At 41.4% G+C, this 17,913-nt stretch carries 20 protein-coding genes and 1 pseudogene; 14 read left to right on the forward strand and 7 right to left on the reverse strand.

The features are described 5' to 3' along the window. Positions 1-47 precede the first annotated feature (47 nt). From GVX98_RS05195 to GVX98_RS05215, 5 genes are all read left to right on the forward strand, one after another. Positions 48-431, forward strand: coding sequence for a DUF962 domain-containing protein (locus GVX98_RS05195; RefSeq protein ID WP_159127441.1), 384 nt, complete (start codon positions 48-50; stop codon positions 429-431). 518 nt (positions 432-949) lie between these two features. After that, entirely contained in the window at positions 950-1,570 is a 621-nt protein-coding gene (gene thiE, locus GVX98_RS05200; protein WP_159127442.1) for a thiamine phosphate synthase, read from the forward strand. A 43-nt stretch (positions 1,571-1,613) separates the two neighbouring features. Further along, positions 1,614-2,912: a glutamate-1-semialdehyde 2,1-aminomutase gene (hemL, locus tag GVX98_RS05205; protein WP_159127443.1), complete on the forward strand. Its 1,299-nt coding sequence runs from the start codon at positions 1,614-1,616 to the stop codon at positions 2,910-2,912. 142 nt (positions 2,913-3,054) lie between these two features. Continuing rightward, positions 3,055-3,885 (forward strand): hypothetical protein, encoded by an 831-nt coding sequence (locus tag GVX98_RS05210; RefSeq protein ID WP_159127444.1) that lies wholly within the window; start codon positions 3,055-3,057, stop codon positions 3,883-3,885. Between the two features lie 107 nt (positions 3,886-3,992). Further along, positions 3,993-4,319 (forward strand): hypothetical protein, encoded by a 327-nt coding sequence (locus GVX98_RS05215; protein WP_159127445.1) that lies wholly within the window; start codon positions 3,993-3,995, stop codon positions 4,317-4,319. A gap of 3 nt (positions 4,320-4,322) precedes the next feature. On the opposite strand, the gene ruvC is transcribed toward GVX98_RS05215, so the two are convergent. Next, positions 4,323-4,868 carry a crossover junction endodeoxyribonuclease RuvC gene (gene ruvC, locus GVX98_RS05220; protein WP_004984936.1) on the reverse strand — a complete coding sequence of 182 codons (546 nt, stop codon included), beginning with the start codon at positions 4,866-4,868 and terminating at the stop codon, positions 4,323-4,325. A gap of 122 nt (positions 4,869-4,990) precedes the next feature. On the opposite strand from ruvC, the gene GVX98_RS05225 reads away from it, so the two are divergent. Both GVX98_RS05225 and GVX98_RS05230 read left to right on the forward strand, forming a co-directional pair. After that, positions 4,991-5,572, forward strand: coding sequence for an FxsA family protein (locus GVX98_RS05225; protein WP_035327338.1), 582 nt, complete (start codon positions 4,991-4,993; stop codon positions 5,570-5,572). A 132-nt stretch (positions 5,573-5,704) separates the two neighbouring features. Continuing rightward, a complete protein-coding gene (locus GVX98_RS05230) occupies positions 5,705-6,346 on the forward strand; it encodes a LysE family transporter (RefSeq protein WP_159127446.1) in 642 nt (213 codons plus the stop codon). Here the strand turns inward: GVX98_RS05230 and GVX98_RS05235 are convergent. Next, the gene (locus GVX98_RS05235; RefSeq protein ID WP_004984928.1) at positions 6,308-6,520 is read right to left on the reverse strand and encodes a hypothetical protein; all 213 of its coding nucleotides are present in this window, start codon (positions 6,518-6,520) and stop codon (positions 6,308-6,310) included. The two genes, GVX98_RS05230 and GVX98_RS05235, sit on opposite strands and share 39 nt — an antisense overlap. 314 nt (positions 6,521-6,834) lie before the next feature. On the opposite strand from GVX98_RS05235, the gene GVX98_RS05240 reads away from it, so the two are divergent. Then, a complete protein-coding gene (locus tag GVX98_RS05240) occupies positions 6,835-7,080 on the forward strand; it encodes a hypothetical protein (RefSeq protein WP_005401120.1) in 246 nt (81 codons plus the stop codon). Positions 7,081-7,175: 95 nt separating this feature from the next. Here the strand turns inward: GVX98_RS05240 and metK are convergent, their stop codons facing one another. Beyond that, positions 7,176-8,342, reverse strand: a complete 1,167-nt coding sequence (gene metK, locus GVX98_RS05245) for a methionine adenosyltransferase (protein ID WP_159127447.1) — start codon at positions 8,340-8,342, stop codon at positions 7,176-7,178. 719 nt (positions 8,343-9,061) lie between these two features. Here metK and tkt point away from each other — a divergent pair. From tkt to GVX98_RS05265, 4 genes and pseudogenes are all read left to right on the forward strand, one after another. After that, a complete protein-coding gene (tkt, locus tag GVX98_RS05250; protein ID WP_159127448.1) occupies positions 9,062-11,050 on the forward strand; it encodes a transketolase in 1,989 nt (662 codons plus the stop codon). A 115-nt stretch (positions 11,051-11,165) separates the two neighbouring features. Beyond that, a complete protein-coding gene (locus GVX98_RS05255) occupies positions 11,166-11,381 on the forward strand; it encodes a hypothetical protein (protein WP_159127449.1) in 216 nt (71 codons plus the stop codon). A 116-nt stretch (positions 11,382-11,497) separates the two neighbouring features. After that, positions 11,498-11,946: pseudogene (locus GVX98_RS05260) on the forward strand (GNAT family N-acetyltransferase). A 123-nt stretch (positions 11,947-12,069) separates the two neighbouring features. Next, positions 12,070-12,666 carry a YceI family protein gene (locus GVX98_RS05265; RefSeq protein WP_004696771.1) on the forward strand — a complete coding sequence of 199 codons (597 nt, stop codon included), beginning with the start codon at positions 12,070-12,072 and terminating at the stop codon, positions 12,664-12,666. A 106-nt stretch (positions 12,667-12,772) separates the two neighbouring features. Here GVX98_RS05265 and GVX98_RS05270 read toward each other — a convergent pair whose 3' ends face one another. Together GVX98_RS05270 and GVX98_RS05275 are read right to left on the reverse strand one after the other, a co-directional pair. Next, the gene (locus GVX98_RS05270) at positions 12,773-13,474 is read right to left on the reverse strand and encodes a glutamine amidotransferase (RefSeq protein WP_159127450.1); all 702 of its coding nucleotides are present in this window, start codon (positions 13,472-13,474) and stop codon (positions 12,773-12,775) included. 116 nt (positions 13,475-13,590) lie between these two features. Next, positions 13,591-14,154, reverse strand: coding sequence for a TetR/AcrR family transcriptional regulator (locus GVX98_RS05275; protein WP_159127451.1), 564 nt, complete (start codon positions 14,152-14,154; stop codon positions 13,591-13,593). Between the two features lie 94 nt (positions 14,155-14,248). Here GVX98_RS05275 and GVX98_RS05280 point away from each other — a divergent pair, with 94 nt between their 5' ends. Together GVX98_RS05280 and GVX98_RS05285 are read left to right on the forward strand one after the other, a co-directional pair. Continuing rightward, positions 14,249-15,016 carry an SDR family oxidoreductase gene (locus GVX98_RS05280; protein ID WP_159127452.1) on the forward strand — a complete coding sequence of 256 codons (768 nt, stop codon included), beginning with the start codon at positions 14,249-14,251 and terminating at the stop codon, positions 15,014-15,016. Between the two features lie 11 nt (positions 15,017-15,027). After that, positions 15,028-15,624, forward strand: coding sequence for a 2-hydroxychromene-2-carboxylate isomerase (locus GVX98_RS05285; protein WP_159127453.1), 597 nt, complete (start codon positions 15,028-15,030; stop codon positions 15,622-15,624). A gap of 64 nt (positions 15,625-15,688) precedes the next feature. Here GVX98_RS05285 and eutC read toward each other — a convergent pair whose 3' ends face one another. Both eutC and GVX98_RS05295 read right to left on the reverse strand, forming a co-directional pair. Continuing rightward, a complete protein-coding gene (gene eutC, locus GVX98_RS05290; protein ID WP_078425000.1) occupies positions 15,689-16,504 on the reverse strand; it encodes an ethanolamine ammonia-lyase subunit EutC in 816 nt (271 codons plus the stop codon). A 10-nt stretch (positions 16,505-16,514) separates the two neighbouring features. Next, positions 16,515-17,900, reverse strand: a complete 1,386-nt coding sequence (locus GVX98_RS05295; RefSeq protein ID WP_159127454.1) for an ethanolamine ammonia-lyase subunit EutB — start codon at positions 17,898-17,900, stop codon at positions 16,515-16,517. Between the last annotated feature and the right edge of the window lie 13 nt (positions 17,901-17,913).

Raw genomic sequence — 17,913 nt, forward strand, 5'->3', positions numbered from 1 at the left:
TGCATATTTTCAGCTATGTTGATAAAAAACCATCAGGATGATGACATATGAATACTCAGGTTGAACCGAAACAGGAACACGATGCTGAACCAAATTTTCAATTGCCGATTAAGGACTATCACCAGTTTTATCGTTTTTATCTAACAGAGCACCGCAACATCATGAGTCGTCGGCTACACGTCGCGGGCAGTTCAATTGGACTGTACTTTTTCTCTAAAGCCATACTTAAACGCAAGCCGCGTTATTTTATATACGGCTTAGTCTCTGGCTATGCCTGTGCGTGGGTAGGTCATTTTGTTTTTGAAAAAAATAAGCCAGCTAGTTTTAAACAACCTTTGTATAGTTTTATTTCTGACTGGCGCATGTTTTCCGATGTTTTACGTGGAAATTTAAGCTTACAAGATCGTGCTTTGGATAAAATTCCAAGTTAGTGAAGCACTTTGTGATTTCATTATGAAAGTTTTATTAAAAGCTTGAAATTAACAGTTGCAAAGTCTGAATTAATGTTCTAATAATGATGTCGTTGTTTATATTTTCATCAAATAATATATAAGTGCTTTGAACTTTAAAGTGCTTTTAGTTTTCCAAGCCTAGAGCGACCTTCTCTAGGCTTTTTTTATGTGGATTTTAAATAAAATATGCGGCTTTTTAGCTTTTATGATGTTGTTCAAACACCACTGGTTTAAAAAGCTAAAAAGCCGTATCAGATCGCTGCGTGTCTCTTATTCTTGTTATAAAGTTGTTATTTTTATTTTATTCTTGTTGCTTTCTGTATCCATTAAACTGCGAAAGCGGTGGGGCGACTATCACTGAAAATAGGTATTTTTATATAGCTTGGGCTTGGTCGCGGGATTTTTGTGCAAAGCAACGCATTTTCAGCTCCAATTCATTAAAGCATCAGTCACCTTTAGCTTTATAATAGAATGACATAACCCAAAGGTAGAGTTAAATGCGCGGTTTATATTTAATTACAAATGATGATCCTTTAGAGCTACTTTTGGCTAAGTTGGAAGGTGCAATGGCAACACGTGAGGTTGCCATTTTGCAGTATCGCCGTAAAAAAGTACCCAAAGAAGAACAGGCTTACGAAGTCGAGTATATGAAAGCGATGTGCGCTGAGTATCGTGTTCCTTTTGTGATCAACGATGACTTAGAAATGGCAGTCAAATACGGCGTTGGTGTGCATTTAGGGCAAGGTGATGGCGAAGTTGCCGAAGCTGTCGCACGTCTGCCAAAAGATGCGGTGATTGGTCGTACGTGTTTGAACTCGATTGAGCTGGCTGAAAAGGCGATTGCTGAAGGTGCAACTTATGTCGCTTTTGGTGCAATTTACGCAACTGAGACCAAGCCAGAAGCTGGCAATATTGGCTTAGAGACTTTAAAAGAAGCCAAAGCCAAATTGATTGTGCCGATTTGTGCTATTGGTGGCTTAACAGTTGAAAATTCAAGTGAAGTGATCGATGCTGGTGCCGACCTTTGCGCAGTGATTAGTGATATATTAGGGCTATCAATGTCTGCGATTCCTGATCGTATAGAACAGTGGGCTGATTTATTTGCATCTAAAGCTTAAGCGTTTTTAGATGTTTTTTTTATTTTTTGAGTTGAGTAACTTCATGAGCTTATCTCCAAAGCAAGAACAATTGTTTAAACAAGCAAGCAAACATATTCCGGGTGGTGTGAACTCACCTGTACGTGCATTTAATAGCGTAGGCGGAACGCCTGTCTTTATTGAAAAGGCGCAAGGTGCGTACTTGTACGATGTGGATGGTAAGCGCTATGTAGACTATGTGGGCTCATGGGGACCAATGATTTTAGGTCATGCTCATCCTGAAATTATTAAAGCAGTTCAAAATGCTGCTGTGGATGGATTAAGTTTCGGTGCGCCTACCGTGCATGAAACGACTTTAGCCGACATTATTTGCGAAATTATGCCGTCAATTGAGCTGGTTCGTATGACCAACTCAGGTACTGAAGCAACCATGACCGCCATTCGTCTTGCACGTGGTTATACAGGTCGTGACAAGATTGTAAAATTTGAAGGCTGTTACCACGGTCACTCAGATTCACTGTTGGTCAAAGCAGGCTCAGGTTTGTTAACCAGCGGTGAAGGCGAAGCGACTTCAGCCGGTGTTCCTGCCGACTTTGCCAAACACACACTGACTCTTCCATATAACGATATAGCCACTTTAAAAGAGTGCTTTGCGAAGTTTGGTTCAGAGATTGCAGGGGTGATTGTGGAGCCTGTGGCAGGGAACATGAACCTTGTGAAACCAATCGAAGGCTTCTTACAAACGATTCGTGATGTATGTGATGAACATGGTTCTGTTTTTATCATTGATGAAGTGATGACTGGTTTCCGTGTTGGATTGGGGGGTGCACAAGCTCACTATGGTGTGACTCCTGATTTAACCACCTTGGGTAAAATTATTGGTGCAGGCTTACCCGTTGGTGCTTTTGGTGGGAAACGAGAAGTGATGGAGTGTATTGCTCCACTGGGTAAAGTTTACCAAGCTGGAACACTGTCGGGGAATCCACTTGCAATGCGTGCAGGGATTGAGATGTTTAAACACCTGCGCCAAGATGGTTTTTATGAAAAATTGACAGCGCAGCTAGAAAAACTGCTTGTGGGTTTACAAGCCGCAGCTGATGAAGCGGGTATTGCTTTTAAAACACAACAAGTAGGCGGTATGTTTGGTTTGTACTTTACCGATCAAGAAGACATTACCAGCTTCGACTCGATGCTGAAGTGTGATATCGATGCATTCCGTAAGTTCTTTCATGGTATGTTAGACCGTGGTGTGAACCTTGCACCATCTGCATTTGAGGCTGGCTTTATTTCAGCTGCTCATTCTGATGAAGATATTGAATTTACCCTGCAAGCAGCGAAAGAAGTTTTTGCAAGCATGAAGTAAGTATTTGTCCTTGCTAAAAAGCCCATCTCATTTGATGGGTATTTTATATGATGGGTATTTTGAATAAAAAATACTATATCTCAAATACTTTATGTTAATTTTAGGAGTACATGAAAAAATTAATAATTAAATAAGATGACTTATGATTTTAGATTTTCTTAGAAAGCCCATTCAGCTAAAACATTTTTTGATCTTTATACTATTGTCACCAATCATTATCGTCATTTTGAGCGTTATTGTTAGCGTGTTAGAACCAAGTGATATACCGAGCTTAAAAGAAAAACCTTATGAGTGCGGAAGTTTTGGCGATCAGAAAATGCGTATAGATCGACGATATTTATTTTTTGCAAGAGTTGAATATCAAGATGTCAGTTACTGGGAGAAAGGCTATAGAGAGCTGCATAATACCAAAGATTGTAATGATCAAATCGGTAACGCCACATTTCTTGTGAAATGGCCAGAAATGCATCCTTCAGAAGGTTTTAGGCTTTCCTCAAATCAACACAGTGACATCGCTTTCACTTTAACACAACGTAGTATTTGGAAGGATGAGTGGGGAGACGACAAAACGTTTTTTGATTATACGCCTTCATTGAAATTTTATTTGAGTAAACGAATGGGTGCTCGAAAAGATATGAGCATAAGTGAGATTAATTCAGAGAAGAAATTTAATTCAAGTTTGTCACTTTATGAAATAGATTTGGGAGAGCAAGATAATATTTCTAAAAAAATTTACTGGAAAGAAGAAAATGGGAAAGGCATTAGTGTAGTCATTGCGTGTGCTTCATATCCAAGTGGTGCTACGGCGTGTGAATTAAATAGTCATGTACCAAATTATGGCTTTAACACGAGTAGTTTAGATATAGATTTCCATGCGGAGCTTCTGCCACATTGGGAAAAAATTCAGCGTGATTCTTTAAAATTATTTAATTCTTTTCAGATAGAAGAAAATCAAGTAAATGCTTCCAAGTAAGAATATTGAAGTAGCATAAGAACTATTATGTAGTAAGAAAACACGATATAACGCAATCAAGCCTAAAATTTAAAGACTTCGAATAATGGTAAAAGAGGGGAGGAATAATGGATAAATACTTACTGGTGGCCTTGGTGGTTGGTGCATGCATACTGTTGGTGATTTATACCCAACTTGCACCAGCAGGCGGACAGAAAAATTTTAAGCAAATCGTACAGCAGGCATTTAGTCGTTATAAAGTGATCGAAAAAAACTATACCATTATGATTTGTGAGATCAATCACCGCAATGAGCCAGAAGAATTGGTCTTTATTCGTATCGATCCTGCTCAAAAGAAAAATTTACGCATTTCGGGAAAAATGCTGATAGCAACTTATCCCAAAGCACCATCGGTACGTGAAATGCGTAAAGACTTTAAAAACTATGTCACTTAATGCTTAGCGTCGACGAGAGCTACTACGGCTGCGTCCGCGCGCCATACCGCCTAAAGCATTGAGTACAGCAAGTTTGGTCATACTGCCTGAAGCATGCGCATGACAGATGGCAGCAGCGAGAGCATCGGCGGCATCTTGCTGTGGTTTGATGCTCAGGTTTAGGAGTCTCATCACCATCATTTGTACTTGTTCTTTGTCCGCAGCGCCATAACCGACCACCGACTGTTTAATCTGGCGTGCGGTGTATTCTGCAACTTGTAGGTCAAGGTTGACCAGTGCAGCAATAGCAGCCCCGCGTGCTTGCCCCAGCTTCAGTGCGGAGTCAGGGTTTTGTGCCATAAATACTTGCTCAACTGCGGCTTCGGTTGGGCCATGAAATTTTACAATACGATCAATCCCTGCAAAAATACGTTTTAGCCGTTCAGGCATATCAGCAGCTTCGGTACGAATGGTGCCAGCATCGACAAAAATTAGTTTTTGACCTTCTTTTTGAATAATACCGTAGCCTGTGAGGCGAGAACCGGGGTCAATACCAATAATTAATGACATGCTTGCCCTTTAAAAAAAATAATATGCCCATATTGTTACATAAGCGTATCAAAAAAGCTTGATGTAGATTGAGCACTTGATTCTTGCACCTTATTCATTTTGTTGAGATTAGATTAATTTTCATGAAATTATTTCTTTTTATATTAGCTGGTGTCATTCTCGAAGTCTTCGTATGGATCGGCGTGGGCGACCTCGTTGGTAGCATGTGGTACGTGTTCTTCTGGTTTATTGCCGCTTTCTTTATTGGTATGAGCCTGATTCGTAAGTATTCAGCAGGTTTAATGCCACAAATGCAGCAAATGCAAGCGGGCCAGATGGGTGCAGATCCTGCATTAACAAACAATCTGCCAAAAATCATTGCGGGTTTTCTTTTATTGATTCCTGGCTTGGTGACAGATGTGGTTGCCGTGTTATTGCTTATTCCAGCAGTACAAAAAGCCATGACGGGCGCGCTGATGAACGTGATGATGAAACGTCAGCAAGCGATGATGGAAAAAATGATGGGTGGCATGATGGGGGATATGAATGGCATGGGCGGTGGTGCTCAAGGTCAAAACCCATTTGCAGATATCATGCGTCAGATGCAAGAAATGCAGCAACAGCAGGGTGGTTCAGCTTATCGTGACTCTAGTATTATTGATGGCGAAGCACGAGAAGTCACGCCAGATGCGAAAAAAATTGAAATGAAAGATGTGAATAAATAATTTCATACCTAATTTTAAAGCCGAGTTCTAACTCGGCTTTTTTTATCTTTATGAAAATGTTTTAAATGCTTATGATTTAAAATAAATATAACAAACGATATAATTATTTTTTAAAATTTATGCCGCTTTTTTATGTCATTGCTTTTCACGATTTGCGCATTGCATTTTGTTGCGCAGCTAAGTCCCGGTCCTGATGTTTTGCTGATTGCCAAAAGTTCAGCTTCGACCACAAAAAAAAATACTTTAAAAACTATCTTAGGTATTTCCGTTGGCATTGTAGTTTGGGTGGTTTTAACCTTGTTAGGTTTTACCGTACTCATCGATAAAATGCCGTGGATTCAACAGGTATTGATGGTGATTGGTGGGGTATTCCTTGCACGTATGGGTTGGCTGATGTTGAAAGCAGGCCTCAACACGATGCAGCAAGAAGCTTTGCTAGATGATGGTCAAAAACTGCCTACACCCAAGGCCAACCATTATTTCATGTCAGGTTTACTGACGAACTTGTCTAACCCGAAAACGCTGATTTATTTCAGTAGTGTGTTTTCACTAGCCTTAAGTTCTAGTGCAAGTCCTTATTTAAAAATGCAACTTGCGGTCATTATTCCAATCCAAACTTTTATGACTTTTGCACTGCTGATGCTGCTTTTATCATTACCTAAAATTAAAGCGGCATATCAGCGTTCAGGAAGTTATATTGACATTTTTTCTGGCGGGTTGTTTCTGATTTTTGCTTTATGGCTTTGGTACGATGCTCTCGCAATCTACATCTAAGTCATTTTTAAGCTCTTTAGATGATGGAGCCTGTTCCAAGATAGACACTTCGTCTTTTTTACTTTGCGCATAGCGGTTGGGCTGCAATGTCGCTTCGGTATTTTCTGAGCCCTTATAGCTCCGACTGCGGTTGGCACGTTCGCGTAAACCGCCTTTTTTAATCAACTGAACCATTCTTTCTTCCTCATCTTTGCATCTTATTTTAATAAACAATCGCGAGAAAACTAAAGGGTTTTCAGCAAATATGACGGAATACGTCAAAAACTATTATGTTACAAAATGAAATTGTCATGATTCGGTGTTATAAAGAGGAATATGCGTTAAATCAATTGATTAATCTTTCAATGTAAGCCGTTGCTGACATCACTTCAGGTGAATTACGCTTGAGTCTCAACAAATACTCACATAAGATAAATGAATCTAACATTCTGTGAGGCAGGGTGATGGACAATAAAAACAAGAAAGGACAAAAACAAGGGGGTAAAGCCATGCTCTATCAATACCACTGCGCATGTTGTGAAACAGTTGTCGCATCAACAGATAAAGACTGTCCAAACTGTGGATCACATAATATTCGAAGTCCTTTTGGATTTTGGATTTTCTGTATTGTTGCATGTCTTGCTGCAGCGATTATCGTTAAATCTGTACAAGTCTATTTGGCCGACCGCAACAGCGAACCAGCTGCCGTGACTTCGCTCTTTGATGTGCTCAATCATGACAACAAACCTAAGTAGTGAGGTTCAATGACTTCACGACTGAACTGATGGGCTATTTTCCATCAGTGAAAATAAAAAAACCCGCATTAAGCGGGTTTCTTTTAGGATCAAACTTATAGACCAGCTGAAGCTTTAAGCACTTCCACTTTGTCTGTTTTTTCCCAAGTAAATGCAGTATCTGAACCTTCACGACCGAAGTGACCATAAGCAGCAGTTTGCTTATACATCGGTTGAATGAGGTCAAGCATACGAGTGATACCGTATGGGCGTAAGTCGAAGTGTTCACGGACTAATGCAATGATCAGCTCTTCAGATACTTTTGCTGTATTGAAGGTATTGATTGAAATAGACGTTGGCTCAGCCACACCAATGGCATAAGACACTTGAATTTCACATTTGTCTGCAAGACCCGCCGCTACGATGTTTTTCGCAACATAACGACCTGCGTAAGCAGCAGAACGGTCAACTTTAGATGGATCTTTACCAGAGAAAGCACCACCACCGTGACGTGCCATACCACCGTAGGTGTCTACAATGATTTTACGACCTGTTAAACCACAGTCGCCCACTGGACCACCAATCACAAACATTCCTGTTGGGTTGATGTGGAATTTGGTGTCTGCATGGAACATTTCAGCAGGGATCACTTTTTTCACGATTTCTTCAATCACAGCTTCTTTTAAGTTGCTTTGAGAAATTTCAGGATCGTGCTGGGTAGATAATACGACTGCGTCTAAACGAACAGGCATGCCATTTTCATAAGCAAAAGTCACTTGGCTTTTTGCATCTGGGCGTAACCATGGTAAAGCGCCACTACGACGTAGCTCAGCTTGCTTTTCCATTAAACGATGTGCATATGAAATTGGAGCAGGCATAAGCACGTCAGTTTCACGGCTTGCATAACCAAACATTAAACCTTGGTCACCCGCGCCTTGATCTTCAGGCTTTTGACGGTCTACACCTTGAGCAATCTCTGGTGACTGTTTACCAATCATGTTGATCACAGCACACGTTGAACCATCAAAACCAAGGTCAGAATGGTGGTAACCAATGCCATTTACGGTTTGACGAACAATCGCTTCGAAGTCCACATTTGCAGTTGTTGTGATTTCACCTGCAAGTACTACCGCACCCGTTTTTACAAGCGTTTCACAAGCAACCCGCGCATATGGGTCTTCTTTTAAGATCGCATCCAAGATAGCATCACTGATTTGGTCAGCCATTTTATCTGGATGGCCTTCGCTTACAGATTCCGAGGTAAATACAGCGTACTCGCGCATAAGTCCTATCACAGTTAATTTAAAAGACGCAATATGGTACATCGACTTAGCCGTTTGAGCCAGTTCTACGCGACCAAAATGACTGAATTTATTTCAATTCAACGACTTTTTATCTGATATAAGCATCTAAAAAATTGATATAGCGTTTATTTTTAGTTCGAAATGACAAAGTAACGGGTTCTTATTCAAAGTTTATGGGTGCGTATCATGAGGTTTTGTGTTTTGATTATATCTAATTTGAAAACAATAGTTTGCTTGAGTTTTTTTTGGCTTGGGTGTTAAGTTGATAAATAAAAAATGCTCAAAATAAGCATTAGAAAATAATCAACAATTTGTACTAATTCATGAATAATTTAAAAAAGTGAATAAAATTCACCATGAATGTTTAATTGTATGTAAAAAATACAAATGTATCCTGCGTAGTATCAGATGCTAAAGGATAACGACTTGTTTTGATTGTTGAATAAGGGAGTTCCGTTCTATTTTAAAAGTTGACGATTCTATCGTGTGGAGTTTGATCCAGAGAAAAGCTAGAGAGACATTTCCGAGTGAAATTGTTGTGATTTTAGGCAATGCCCGCATTTATTGGACATTGATGATGAATAAATAGCGAAATATTGTCCATTAGGCTTTACCCATTCCTCTTTTTTTAAGACAATACACCTATCTTTGAATTCTATTCATCTTACTCTTTAAATCATTTGTTTGGACTCTGACCTATGACAACCCCGCTTAACGAACGTCGTATTGCAAACGCAATTCGTGTATTGGCAATGGATGCTGTGCAAAAAGCAAACTCTGGACATCCAGGTGCGCCAATGGGGATGGCTGATATCGCTGATGTGGTATGGCGTGAGTTTTTCAACCATAACCCGACTAACCCTCAATGGGCGAACCGTGACCGTTTTGTACTATCAAATGGTCATGGCTCTATGCTGCAATATGCGTTATTGCACCTTACGGGCTATGATTTATCAATTGAAGATTTAAAAGCATTCCGTCAACTGCACTCTAAAACGCCGGGTCACCCAGAATTAGGTTATGCACCAGGTATTGAAACTACGACTGGCCCGCTTGGTCAGGGGATTGCAAACGCAGTTGGTTTTGCTCTAGCTGAAAAAACTTTAGCAGCGCAGTTCAACAAAGATGAGTTGAGCGTTGTTGACCATTTCACTTACTGTTTCTTGGGTGATGGCTGTTTAATGGAAGGTGTTTCTCACGAAGCATGTTCACTTGCAGGTACTTTAGGTCTAGGTAAACTGATTGCTTACTATGACGACAACGGTATTTCGATTGATGGTGAAGTAGAAGGTTGGTTCTCTGACGATACAGAGCAACGTTTCTTGGCTTATGGCTGGCAAGTACTTAAAGCTGATGGTCATGATGCAGATGCATTACGTGCTGCAACTTTGCAAGCAAAAGCTGAAACGAAAAAACCAACGATCATCATCTGTAAAACGATTATTGGTCTAGGTTCACCAAACAAGCAAGGTAAAGAAGACTGTCACGGTGCGCCGTTAGGTAATGACGAAATCGCATTAACACGTGAAGCATTGGGCTGGACTGAAGGTCCATTTGAAATTCCTGCTGACGTTTATGCAGCATGGGATGCAAAAGCAAAAGGGACGGCTTCTGAAGCGGTTTGGAATGAATTATTTGCTCAATATGCAGCAAAATATCCAACTGAAGCAGCTGAATTAAAACGTCGCCTTTCAGGTGAATTGCCAGCTGAATTCCTTGCTCAAGCAGATGCGTTTATTGCTGACACTAATGCAAAAGCTGAAACCATTGCTACACGTAAAGCAAGCCAAAACACATTGCAAGCTTTCGGTCCATTATTGCCTGAATTATTAGGCGGTTCTGCGGACTTGGCTGGTTCTAACTTAACACTTTGGAAAGGTTGCCAAGGCGTTCAGGACAATCCAGCAGGTAACTACGTACACTATGGCGTACGTGAGTTTGGTATGACTGCCATTGCAAATGGTGTTGCGCTTCACGGTGGTTTCATTCCTTACGTTGCAACATTCCTTATGTTTATGGAATATGCGCGTAATGCAGTACGTATGTCTGCGTTGATGAAACAACGTGTAATCCATGTATATACACATGACTCAATTGGTTTGGGTGAAGATGGTCCAACGCACCAACCTGTAGAGCAAATTGCGTCTTTACGTGGTACACCAAACTTAAATACTTGGCGTCCATGTGACACGGTTGAAGCCGCTGTGTCTTGGAAGTCTGCACTTGTACGCTCAGAAGGCCCAACAGCCTTGATCTTCTCTCGTCAAAACCTACCATTCCAAACACGTACAGATGCACAAATTGCAAATGTAGCGAAAGGTGGTTATGTATTGGCTGAAGAAAAAGGCGATTTAAAAGCGATTATTATTGCCACGGGTTCTGAAGTTTCATTGGCGATGGAAGCCTATGCGCAGCTTGAAGGTGTGCGTGTCGTGTCTATGCCGTGTGCTGAAGAATTTGTGAAGCAAGATGCAGCGTACCGTGAAGCGGTTCTTCCATCAAGCATTCGTGCGCGTGTTGCTGTTGAAGCAGCGCACGTAGACTACTGGTGGAAGTTTGTAGGTTTAGACGGTCGTGTAATTGGTATGACGACTTATGGTGAATCTGCACCTGCGAAAGACTTATACCAATACTTCGGTATTACGACTGAAGCAGTTGTTGCTGCGGTAAAAGAATTGACAGCTTAATTTTTAAAATTAACTGTTTGAAGGACGCTCCAGTTTAGGGGCGTCTTTTATTTTGAATGGCATATATAATATGCAAGCTGCTGCTGAAGTAGCTGCATAAATTTTAGGTGATGATATGAGCTTGTACGATCAAATTCATGATGAAGTTGTATTGATGGATGCGGGCGAACAGAAGTGGATTGGACCAGATCTACCTTTGGAGGCGATGCTTGCTGTTGAACTGTTATTGCAAGATTTAGCAGAAGATAAGCAAATTAAGATCCGTCGTAAAAACCATGAAAAGCAGACAGGTATGAAGTTGATTGATCGGATTCTGATTGAAAAACTATGATGGTTGTCACGTCCAAAAGAAGCCTTATTGAAGCGATTCAATAAGGCTTTTTCTTTGTGGTGATTTCAGTTTAAATATAAGCCTTACAAAAAAATAAACATCACTTTGATAACAAAATGGAAGTACGAAATATTCAAATTGTGCCACTGACAGAAATCGATCAGTCGATCTGGGTTACATTATGGCAAGCTTATCAGGCATTTTATCAGGCTGATTTATTGGCGCAGATATCTGAAAACACGTGGCATAAATTGACTGATTCTAAGCGTGAGCATATGTATGGTTTTGCTGCACTATAGCAGGTCGGGTTGTAGGCATTGTGCATGTGATAGAGCATGATAGCTGTTGGACGTTAAAGCCTTACGCTTACTTACAAGATTTGTTTACGCATGAGGACTATCGTGGGCTAGGTGTTGCAACAGCTTTAATCGAACACGTCAAAATGTATACCGAAAAGCGAGCATATGATCGGGTCTATTGGCTCACCCATCAGGATAATTTAGTCTCACAGCAACTTTATAATAAAGTCGTGAAGAAGACTGGTTTTATTCAATATCAGGTGTAGGTAAGTCGCTACATTTAAAAACAATTATATCGTTCTAAAGTTGCAACATATCGTTTTATCTTTATAGATGTATTCGTTGTAGAACTCTATAGACTAAGCAGTATTCCAATGTGAGATAAAAACATGAACTTTAAAGCTTTAACAATCGGTTTGGCTGTTGCAACTGCGACTACATTTGCTATGGCGAAACCTGTGGCATATCAAATTGACCCTACACATACAGCAACAGTTTTCACATGGAGCCACTTTGGTTTTTCAACGCCATCTGCAAACTTCAGCGACATTCAGGGTGTGATTAATGTTGATAATGCAAAACCTGCAAACTCGTCGGTGAATGTAACGATTCCTTTATCTAGCTTAAACACCAACGTAAAAGCTTTAGATGAACACTTACAGGCGGCTGATTTCTTTGATGCAGCAAAATATCCAACCATCACCTTTAAAAGTACAAAAGTACAGGCTGTAGGCGCGAATAAGTACAAAATCACAGGTGATTTAACCATTAAAAATGTGACAAAGCCTGTCGTTTTAGATGCAGTGTTGAATAAGCAAGGTGAGCACCCAATGACCAAAGCACAGTCAATTGGTTTCAACGCAACCACTTCATTTGACCGTTCTGCTTTTGGTGTAGGCGCATACGTGCCAAACGTGGGTGATAAAATCACTGTGAATATCACCACTGAAGCATCAGTTCCACAGCCTAAAGCTGCTGCAAAATAAGCGATATCTACCCCCAAAAAAGCACCTCATAGAGGTGCTTTTTTATGTCTGCTGTAAACTTAAAAGTTAGAGCAAAAGATGCATTGAGCGGATTATGGCTGAATTGTTAAACCAGTGCTTTTAAATACGCTGTCAAAACTTGTCCAGAAACATATTCTAGTTGAGCTGCACAGCGTTGGTTGTCTGCACGCAATGCTGGAATGTTGATGTTCGCTTGACGAAGTTCAGCAGTATGCCCGATTAGCCATTTTTCTAAACCGTCCGCTGCGACTTCAGGATGGAACTGTAAGCCTAGAATAGTTTTGCCTACACGAAAAGCTTGGTTGGGATAAACTTCTGAGCTGGCCAACAGTTCAGCTTGAGCAGGGAGTTCAAAGGTGTCGCCATGCCAATGTAGCACTTCAGTTCCTACGAGTGCTTGTAGAGGGTTATGTTCAACGGTATTGAGCTGTAACTGACTCCAGCCAATTTCTTTGCTATGACCTGCATATACTTTTGCACCGAGCGCATGTGCAATCAACTGTGCACCTAAGCAAATGCCTAAAGTCGGTAAATTCTTTTCTAAGCGAACTTTGAGTAAGTCTATTTCTTGTTGTAAGAAAGGGTAGTCTTCAGTTTCGTATACTCCAATCGGTCCACCTAAAATGACGGTTAGACCTGTGTAGTTTAACGCTTTAGCTAAGTCATCTTTGCCTGCTTCGAAATATCGTACCCGATAACCCAGTTGATATAACACATCTTCCCATGCGCCCAAATCTTCAAAAGCAAGATGCTGAATCGCGTATATGGTATCGGGTAGTGTCGTCATAGCTGGCTCGTTCACAGGGGTTAAAGAAGTATAAAAATGTACAGGGAAATGCGTAGAAGTTGAAGGCAATAAATCAGAAAAGATGCAGAAAAAAACTATAAATTCAATCCAAGATTTTACTTGAGCTGTAGCATGTTTTTAATCATCCATTTGCTTGAGCTTAAAATTTCCCGTTGTAGATGTTCATCTGCCATGCTCCGCGCCATGACGATTGCACCGACCAGTTGACACAGTACCGCCCAAGCTTGTGTTTCACTGCCTAGGTGTTGTGTAAAGAGTGCGTGACCACGAAGCATTTCCTGTTGAAAACACAGTTTTGTTGTTTCACTACTACGTGCTACTTCGGCTGCAAGAGAGGGAATAACACAGCCTTGATCTGGACGTTGCACATGAGAAAGGGCTAAATAACGTTCAAGTTCGAAGTCAATCCACTCTTCGAGGTTGTCATGCGGATTGGCTTGCCATGCTTGAAAGCTGTGTTGCAACTCGGACTCGATCAGTGCTTCAAATAATTCATGTTTTGATGAAAAATGCGAATAAAAAGCACCGCTGGTCATTTGAGCCGCTTTCATAAAACCGTCGATACCCGTATTGGCAAAGCCTTGCTTCTTGGCCAGTTGAGCACTGATTTTAAGCAGCTCTTGACGTTTTTCTTCTTTATAGCCTGTTTTATAGCGCATAGGAGTTTCATCAAAATAAAATTGACTGATGCTGAAAACTATAACATAGTGATCGTTATGATAACGATCGTTATTTTATAGAGGGAGTGTATTTATGGATGAATTACAGCCAGAACAGCAGTTGCAAAAGGCTGATGCTAAAAAGAAAGTCGCGTTAGTGATTGGCGCAGGAGATGCTACAGGGGGCGAAATCGCGAAACGTTTTGCACGTGGTGGATACATCGCCTGCATGACGCGAAGAAATGCCGAAAAACTCCAGCCCTTAATTGCAGAGATAGAAGCCGAAGGTGGTCTTGCATATGGCTTTGCTTCTGATGCACGTAAAGAAGATCAAGTCATCGCTTTGGTGGAAGAAATTGAAGCCAATATTGGTGAAATCAATGTTTTAGTGTTTAACATTGGGGCGAATGTGCCATGTAGTATTTTAGAAGAAACTGCACGTAAGTATTTTAAAATTTGGGAAATGGCTTGCTTCGGTGCGTTTTTGACTGGGCGTGAAGTGGCGAAGCGTATGGTCGTGCGTGAGCACGGCAGCATTATTTTCACGGGTGCAACTGCTGGAATAAGGGGTGCTGCAAACTTTGCCGCTTTTGCAGGGGCGAAACATGCACTGCGTGCCTTAGCCCAAAGTATGGCGCGTGAGCTCGGCCCGAAAAATATTCATGTGGCACACGTGGTGGTGGATGGTGCAATTGATACCGATTTTATTAAAGACACTTTTCCTGACATGTACGCGCGCAAAGAACACGATGGCATATTAAATCCCGTGCATATTGCAGAAAATTATTGGCATTTGTCGCAGCAACCGCGCGATGCATGGACGCATGAGTTAGATTTAAGACCTTGGATGGAAACGTGGTAAAAGGACAAAGCATGAAAACAGTAGAATTTTATTTTGATTTAGGTAGCCCGTATAGCTATTTGGCCTACTATCGGTTATTGCAAATGGCAGAGCAGCAAGAGATTCAGATTGTGTATAAGCCTATTTTATTGGGCGGGGTGTTTAAAGCAACAGGCAATCGTAGTCCGATAGAGATTCCTGTCAAAGGGGTTTATTCAATCTTAGATATGCAACGCTGGGCGGAGTATTACCAGATCCCAATGCAAATGAATCCGCATTTCCCGATGAACACTTTAACCCTAATGCGCATTTTGACAGGCGTTCAATTGTTGCATCTAGAAAAGTTTGAGCAAGTTTTAAAACTTTTATTCGATGCGATGTTTGGTACACCACAAAATCTGAATGAACCTACTGTCTTGGCAGAAGTGTTAGAACCAAGTGGGTTTTCTGTAGAAGATATTATGAGCATGGTTCAGTCGGAGGTGGTGAAACAAAAACTGATCACTGAAACAGAATTGGCCATTCAACGTGGCCTTTTCGGCGCACCGACATTCTTTGTGGATGATGAAATGTATTGGGGCCAAGATCGCCTACATTTTGTAGAACAAGCGCTGAATAAAGCGAGCTAAAATACAAGTTAAAAGAACACGATATTTAAGATCAGCCATAAAATTACGGCTGATCTGCTTTAAATTAAAATAAACGCTTAGGCGCATGTTCCGTGTCTAGACTCACCATTTTATGTTCATCTTTTAAGTCTACACCTGAGTAACCGAGTTTCTTAGAGCCACGCATGAGAGACATTAGCCGTTGTACTGCAACAGGAATGCTTAAGCCCGCAGGTCGAACATTTGAAATACAGTTCCGTTTAGCATCCAACGTACCTGAGGCTGCTTTCCATGTATAGTAAATGCCCATACTATCAGGTGAGCTTAGGCCAGGCCTTTCGCCAATCAGCATCACGAGCATAGTCGCGTGTAGGCACTCTGCAACTGGATCACCCAAAGCGACTCGGCTTCCAGTAGCAATAACCATCGGTGCAATGCTCCAGTGTTCCGCTTGCAACTGCGGGATAAGGTGTTGAATAAAAGGCACTGCATTTTCTTCAATTGCCCGTGCAGATAGTCCATCACCAATCACAATGCAGACATCATAGTTTTGCGGGTTGCTGGCTTTAAAGACCTCTAAGCCATGTTGTGAAGCTGGACTTAACAGGCGACCTAGGTCAGGACGTTTTAAGTATTCTTGTTTATTTTCAGCTTGACTGTGTACCGTCAGACTATCCAAACCTAGTGTATTAAAACTTGCAACTAAGTGTTCGACATCTAAAGCTTGATGTACCGCATCTTGCGCTTCCGCATGCGCCAGTTGAAACTTCAGCAGTTCATGGGTCGGGATGCTACAACCAGCGCGACCAATGGCAATACGTGCATCGGTAAATTTTTTTAAGTTTTCCCAAACATCCTGATGCTGTTCAGATTGATAGTTTTCTAGAGGAACAAGTGACATAAGTTGCTCCTTATATATGCAAAAGTTTTTCAAATTGTGGCGGAATATGTTCCGGCCAGAGAATGTGTTGCTGCTGTTGTTTAAAAATGCCTTGTTCCGCCAACCACAGATCAAACTCAGGTGCGGCTTTTAAGCCCAGAAGTTGCCTTAAATACAGCGCATCATGAAACGACGTGGTTTGATAGTTCAGCATGACGTCATCCGAGCCTGGAATGCCCATAATAAAGTTCAAACCTGCTGCGCCAAATAGGGTGAGTAGCACATCCATATCATTTTGGTCGGCATCGGCATGGTTGGTATAGCAAATGTCGCAGCCCATAGGTAAGCCTAGGAGCTTGCCACAAAAGTGGTCTTCTAAGCCTGCACGGATAATTTGTTTGCCATTGTATAAATACTCTGGACCAATAAAGCCAACCACAGTGTTCACCAGCAGTGGGTTGAATTTACGAGCCACCGCATAGGCACGGACTTCTAAGGTTTGCTGATCTACGCCGTGATGTGCATTACTAGATAAAGCACTGCCTTGACCTGTTTCAAAATACATCACATTTTGTCCTACAGTCCCACGCTTGAGTGCAAGTGTCGCTTCATAGCCTTCACGCAGTAATCCGAGATTAATACCGAAGCCTTCATTGGCGCGCTGTGTACCTGCAATCGATTGAAACATTAAATCAATCGGCACATTTTTCTCTGCCAGTTGAATCCCCGAACTGATATGCGTCAGCACACAAGATTGGGTTGGAATATGATGCTCTTGGATCACATGATCGAGTAGTTTGAGTAGCTCCGATAAATTTTGTAGGTTATCGGTTGCAGGGTTAATCCCAATGACGGCATCACCATTGCCATACATCAAGCCATCCAAAATACTGGCCGATATTCCCAAGAGATCATCGGTTGGGTGATTCGGTTGTAAACGGGTCGAGAGATGACCTTTCAATCCGATGGTGTTGCGAAATTGGGTGACGACTTCACATTTACTTGCAACCAAGATGAGGTCTTGATTGCGCATAATCTTACTCACCGCAGCCACCATTTCAGGGGTTAAACCGAGCGCAAGTTGTTGTAATTTCTGCGTAGTCGCATCTTCACTGAGTAGCCAGTTACGAAAGTCTCCTACGGTAAAATGTGAAATCGGCGCAAATAAATCACTACGGTGCTCATCGATAATCAGGCGGGTTATTTCATCCTGTTCATAGCTGATCAACACTTCAGTTAAAAACTGCTTCAATGGAACATCGGCCAATGCCATTTGTGCGGCAACACGTTCAGTGGCATTTTCCGCTGCAACACCTGCAAGTTGATCACCTGAGCGCAGCGGGGTTGCTTTTGCCATTAAAGTTTTTAAATCATTAAACACATAGTGCTGATGTCCAATCAACGTTTTATAAGCCATGTCATAGGTCCTT

Source organism: Acinetobacter sp. 8I-beige, from assembly GCF_902505955.1.
In the GTDB taxonomy this organism is placed as follows: domain Bacteria; phylum Pseudomonadota; class Gammaproteobacteria; order Pseudomonadales; family Moraxellaceae; genus Acinetobacter; species Acinetobacter johnsonii.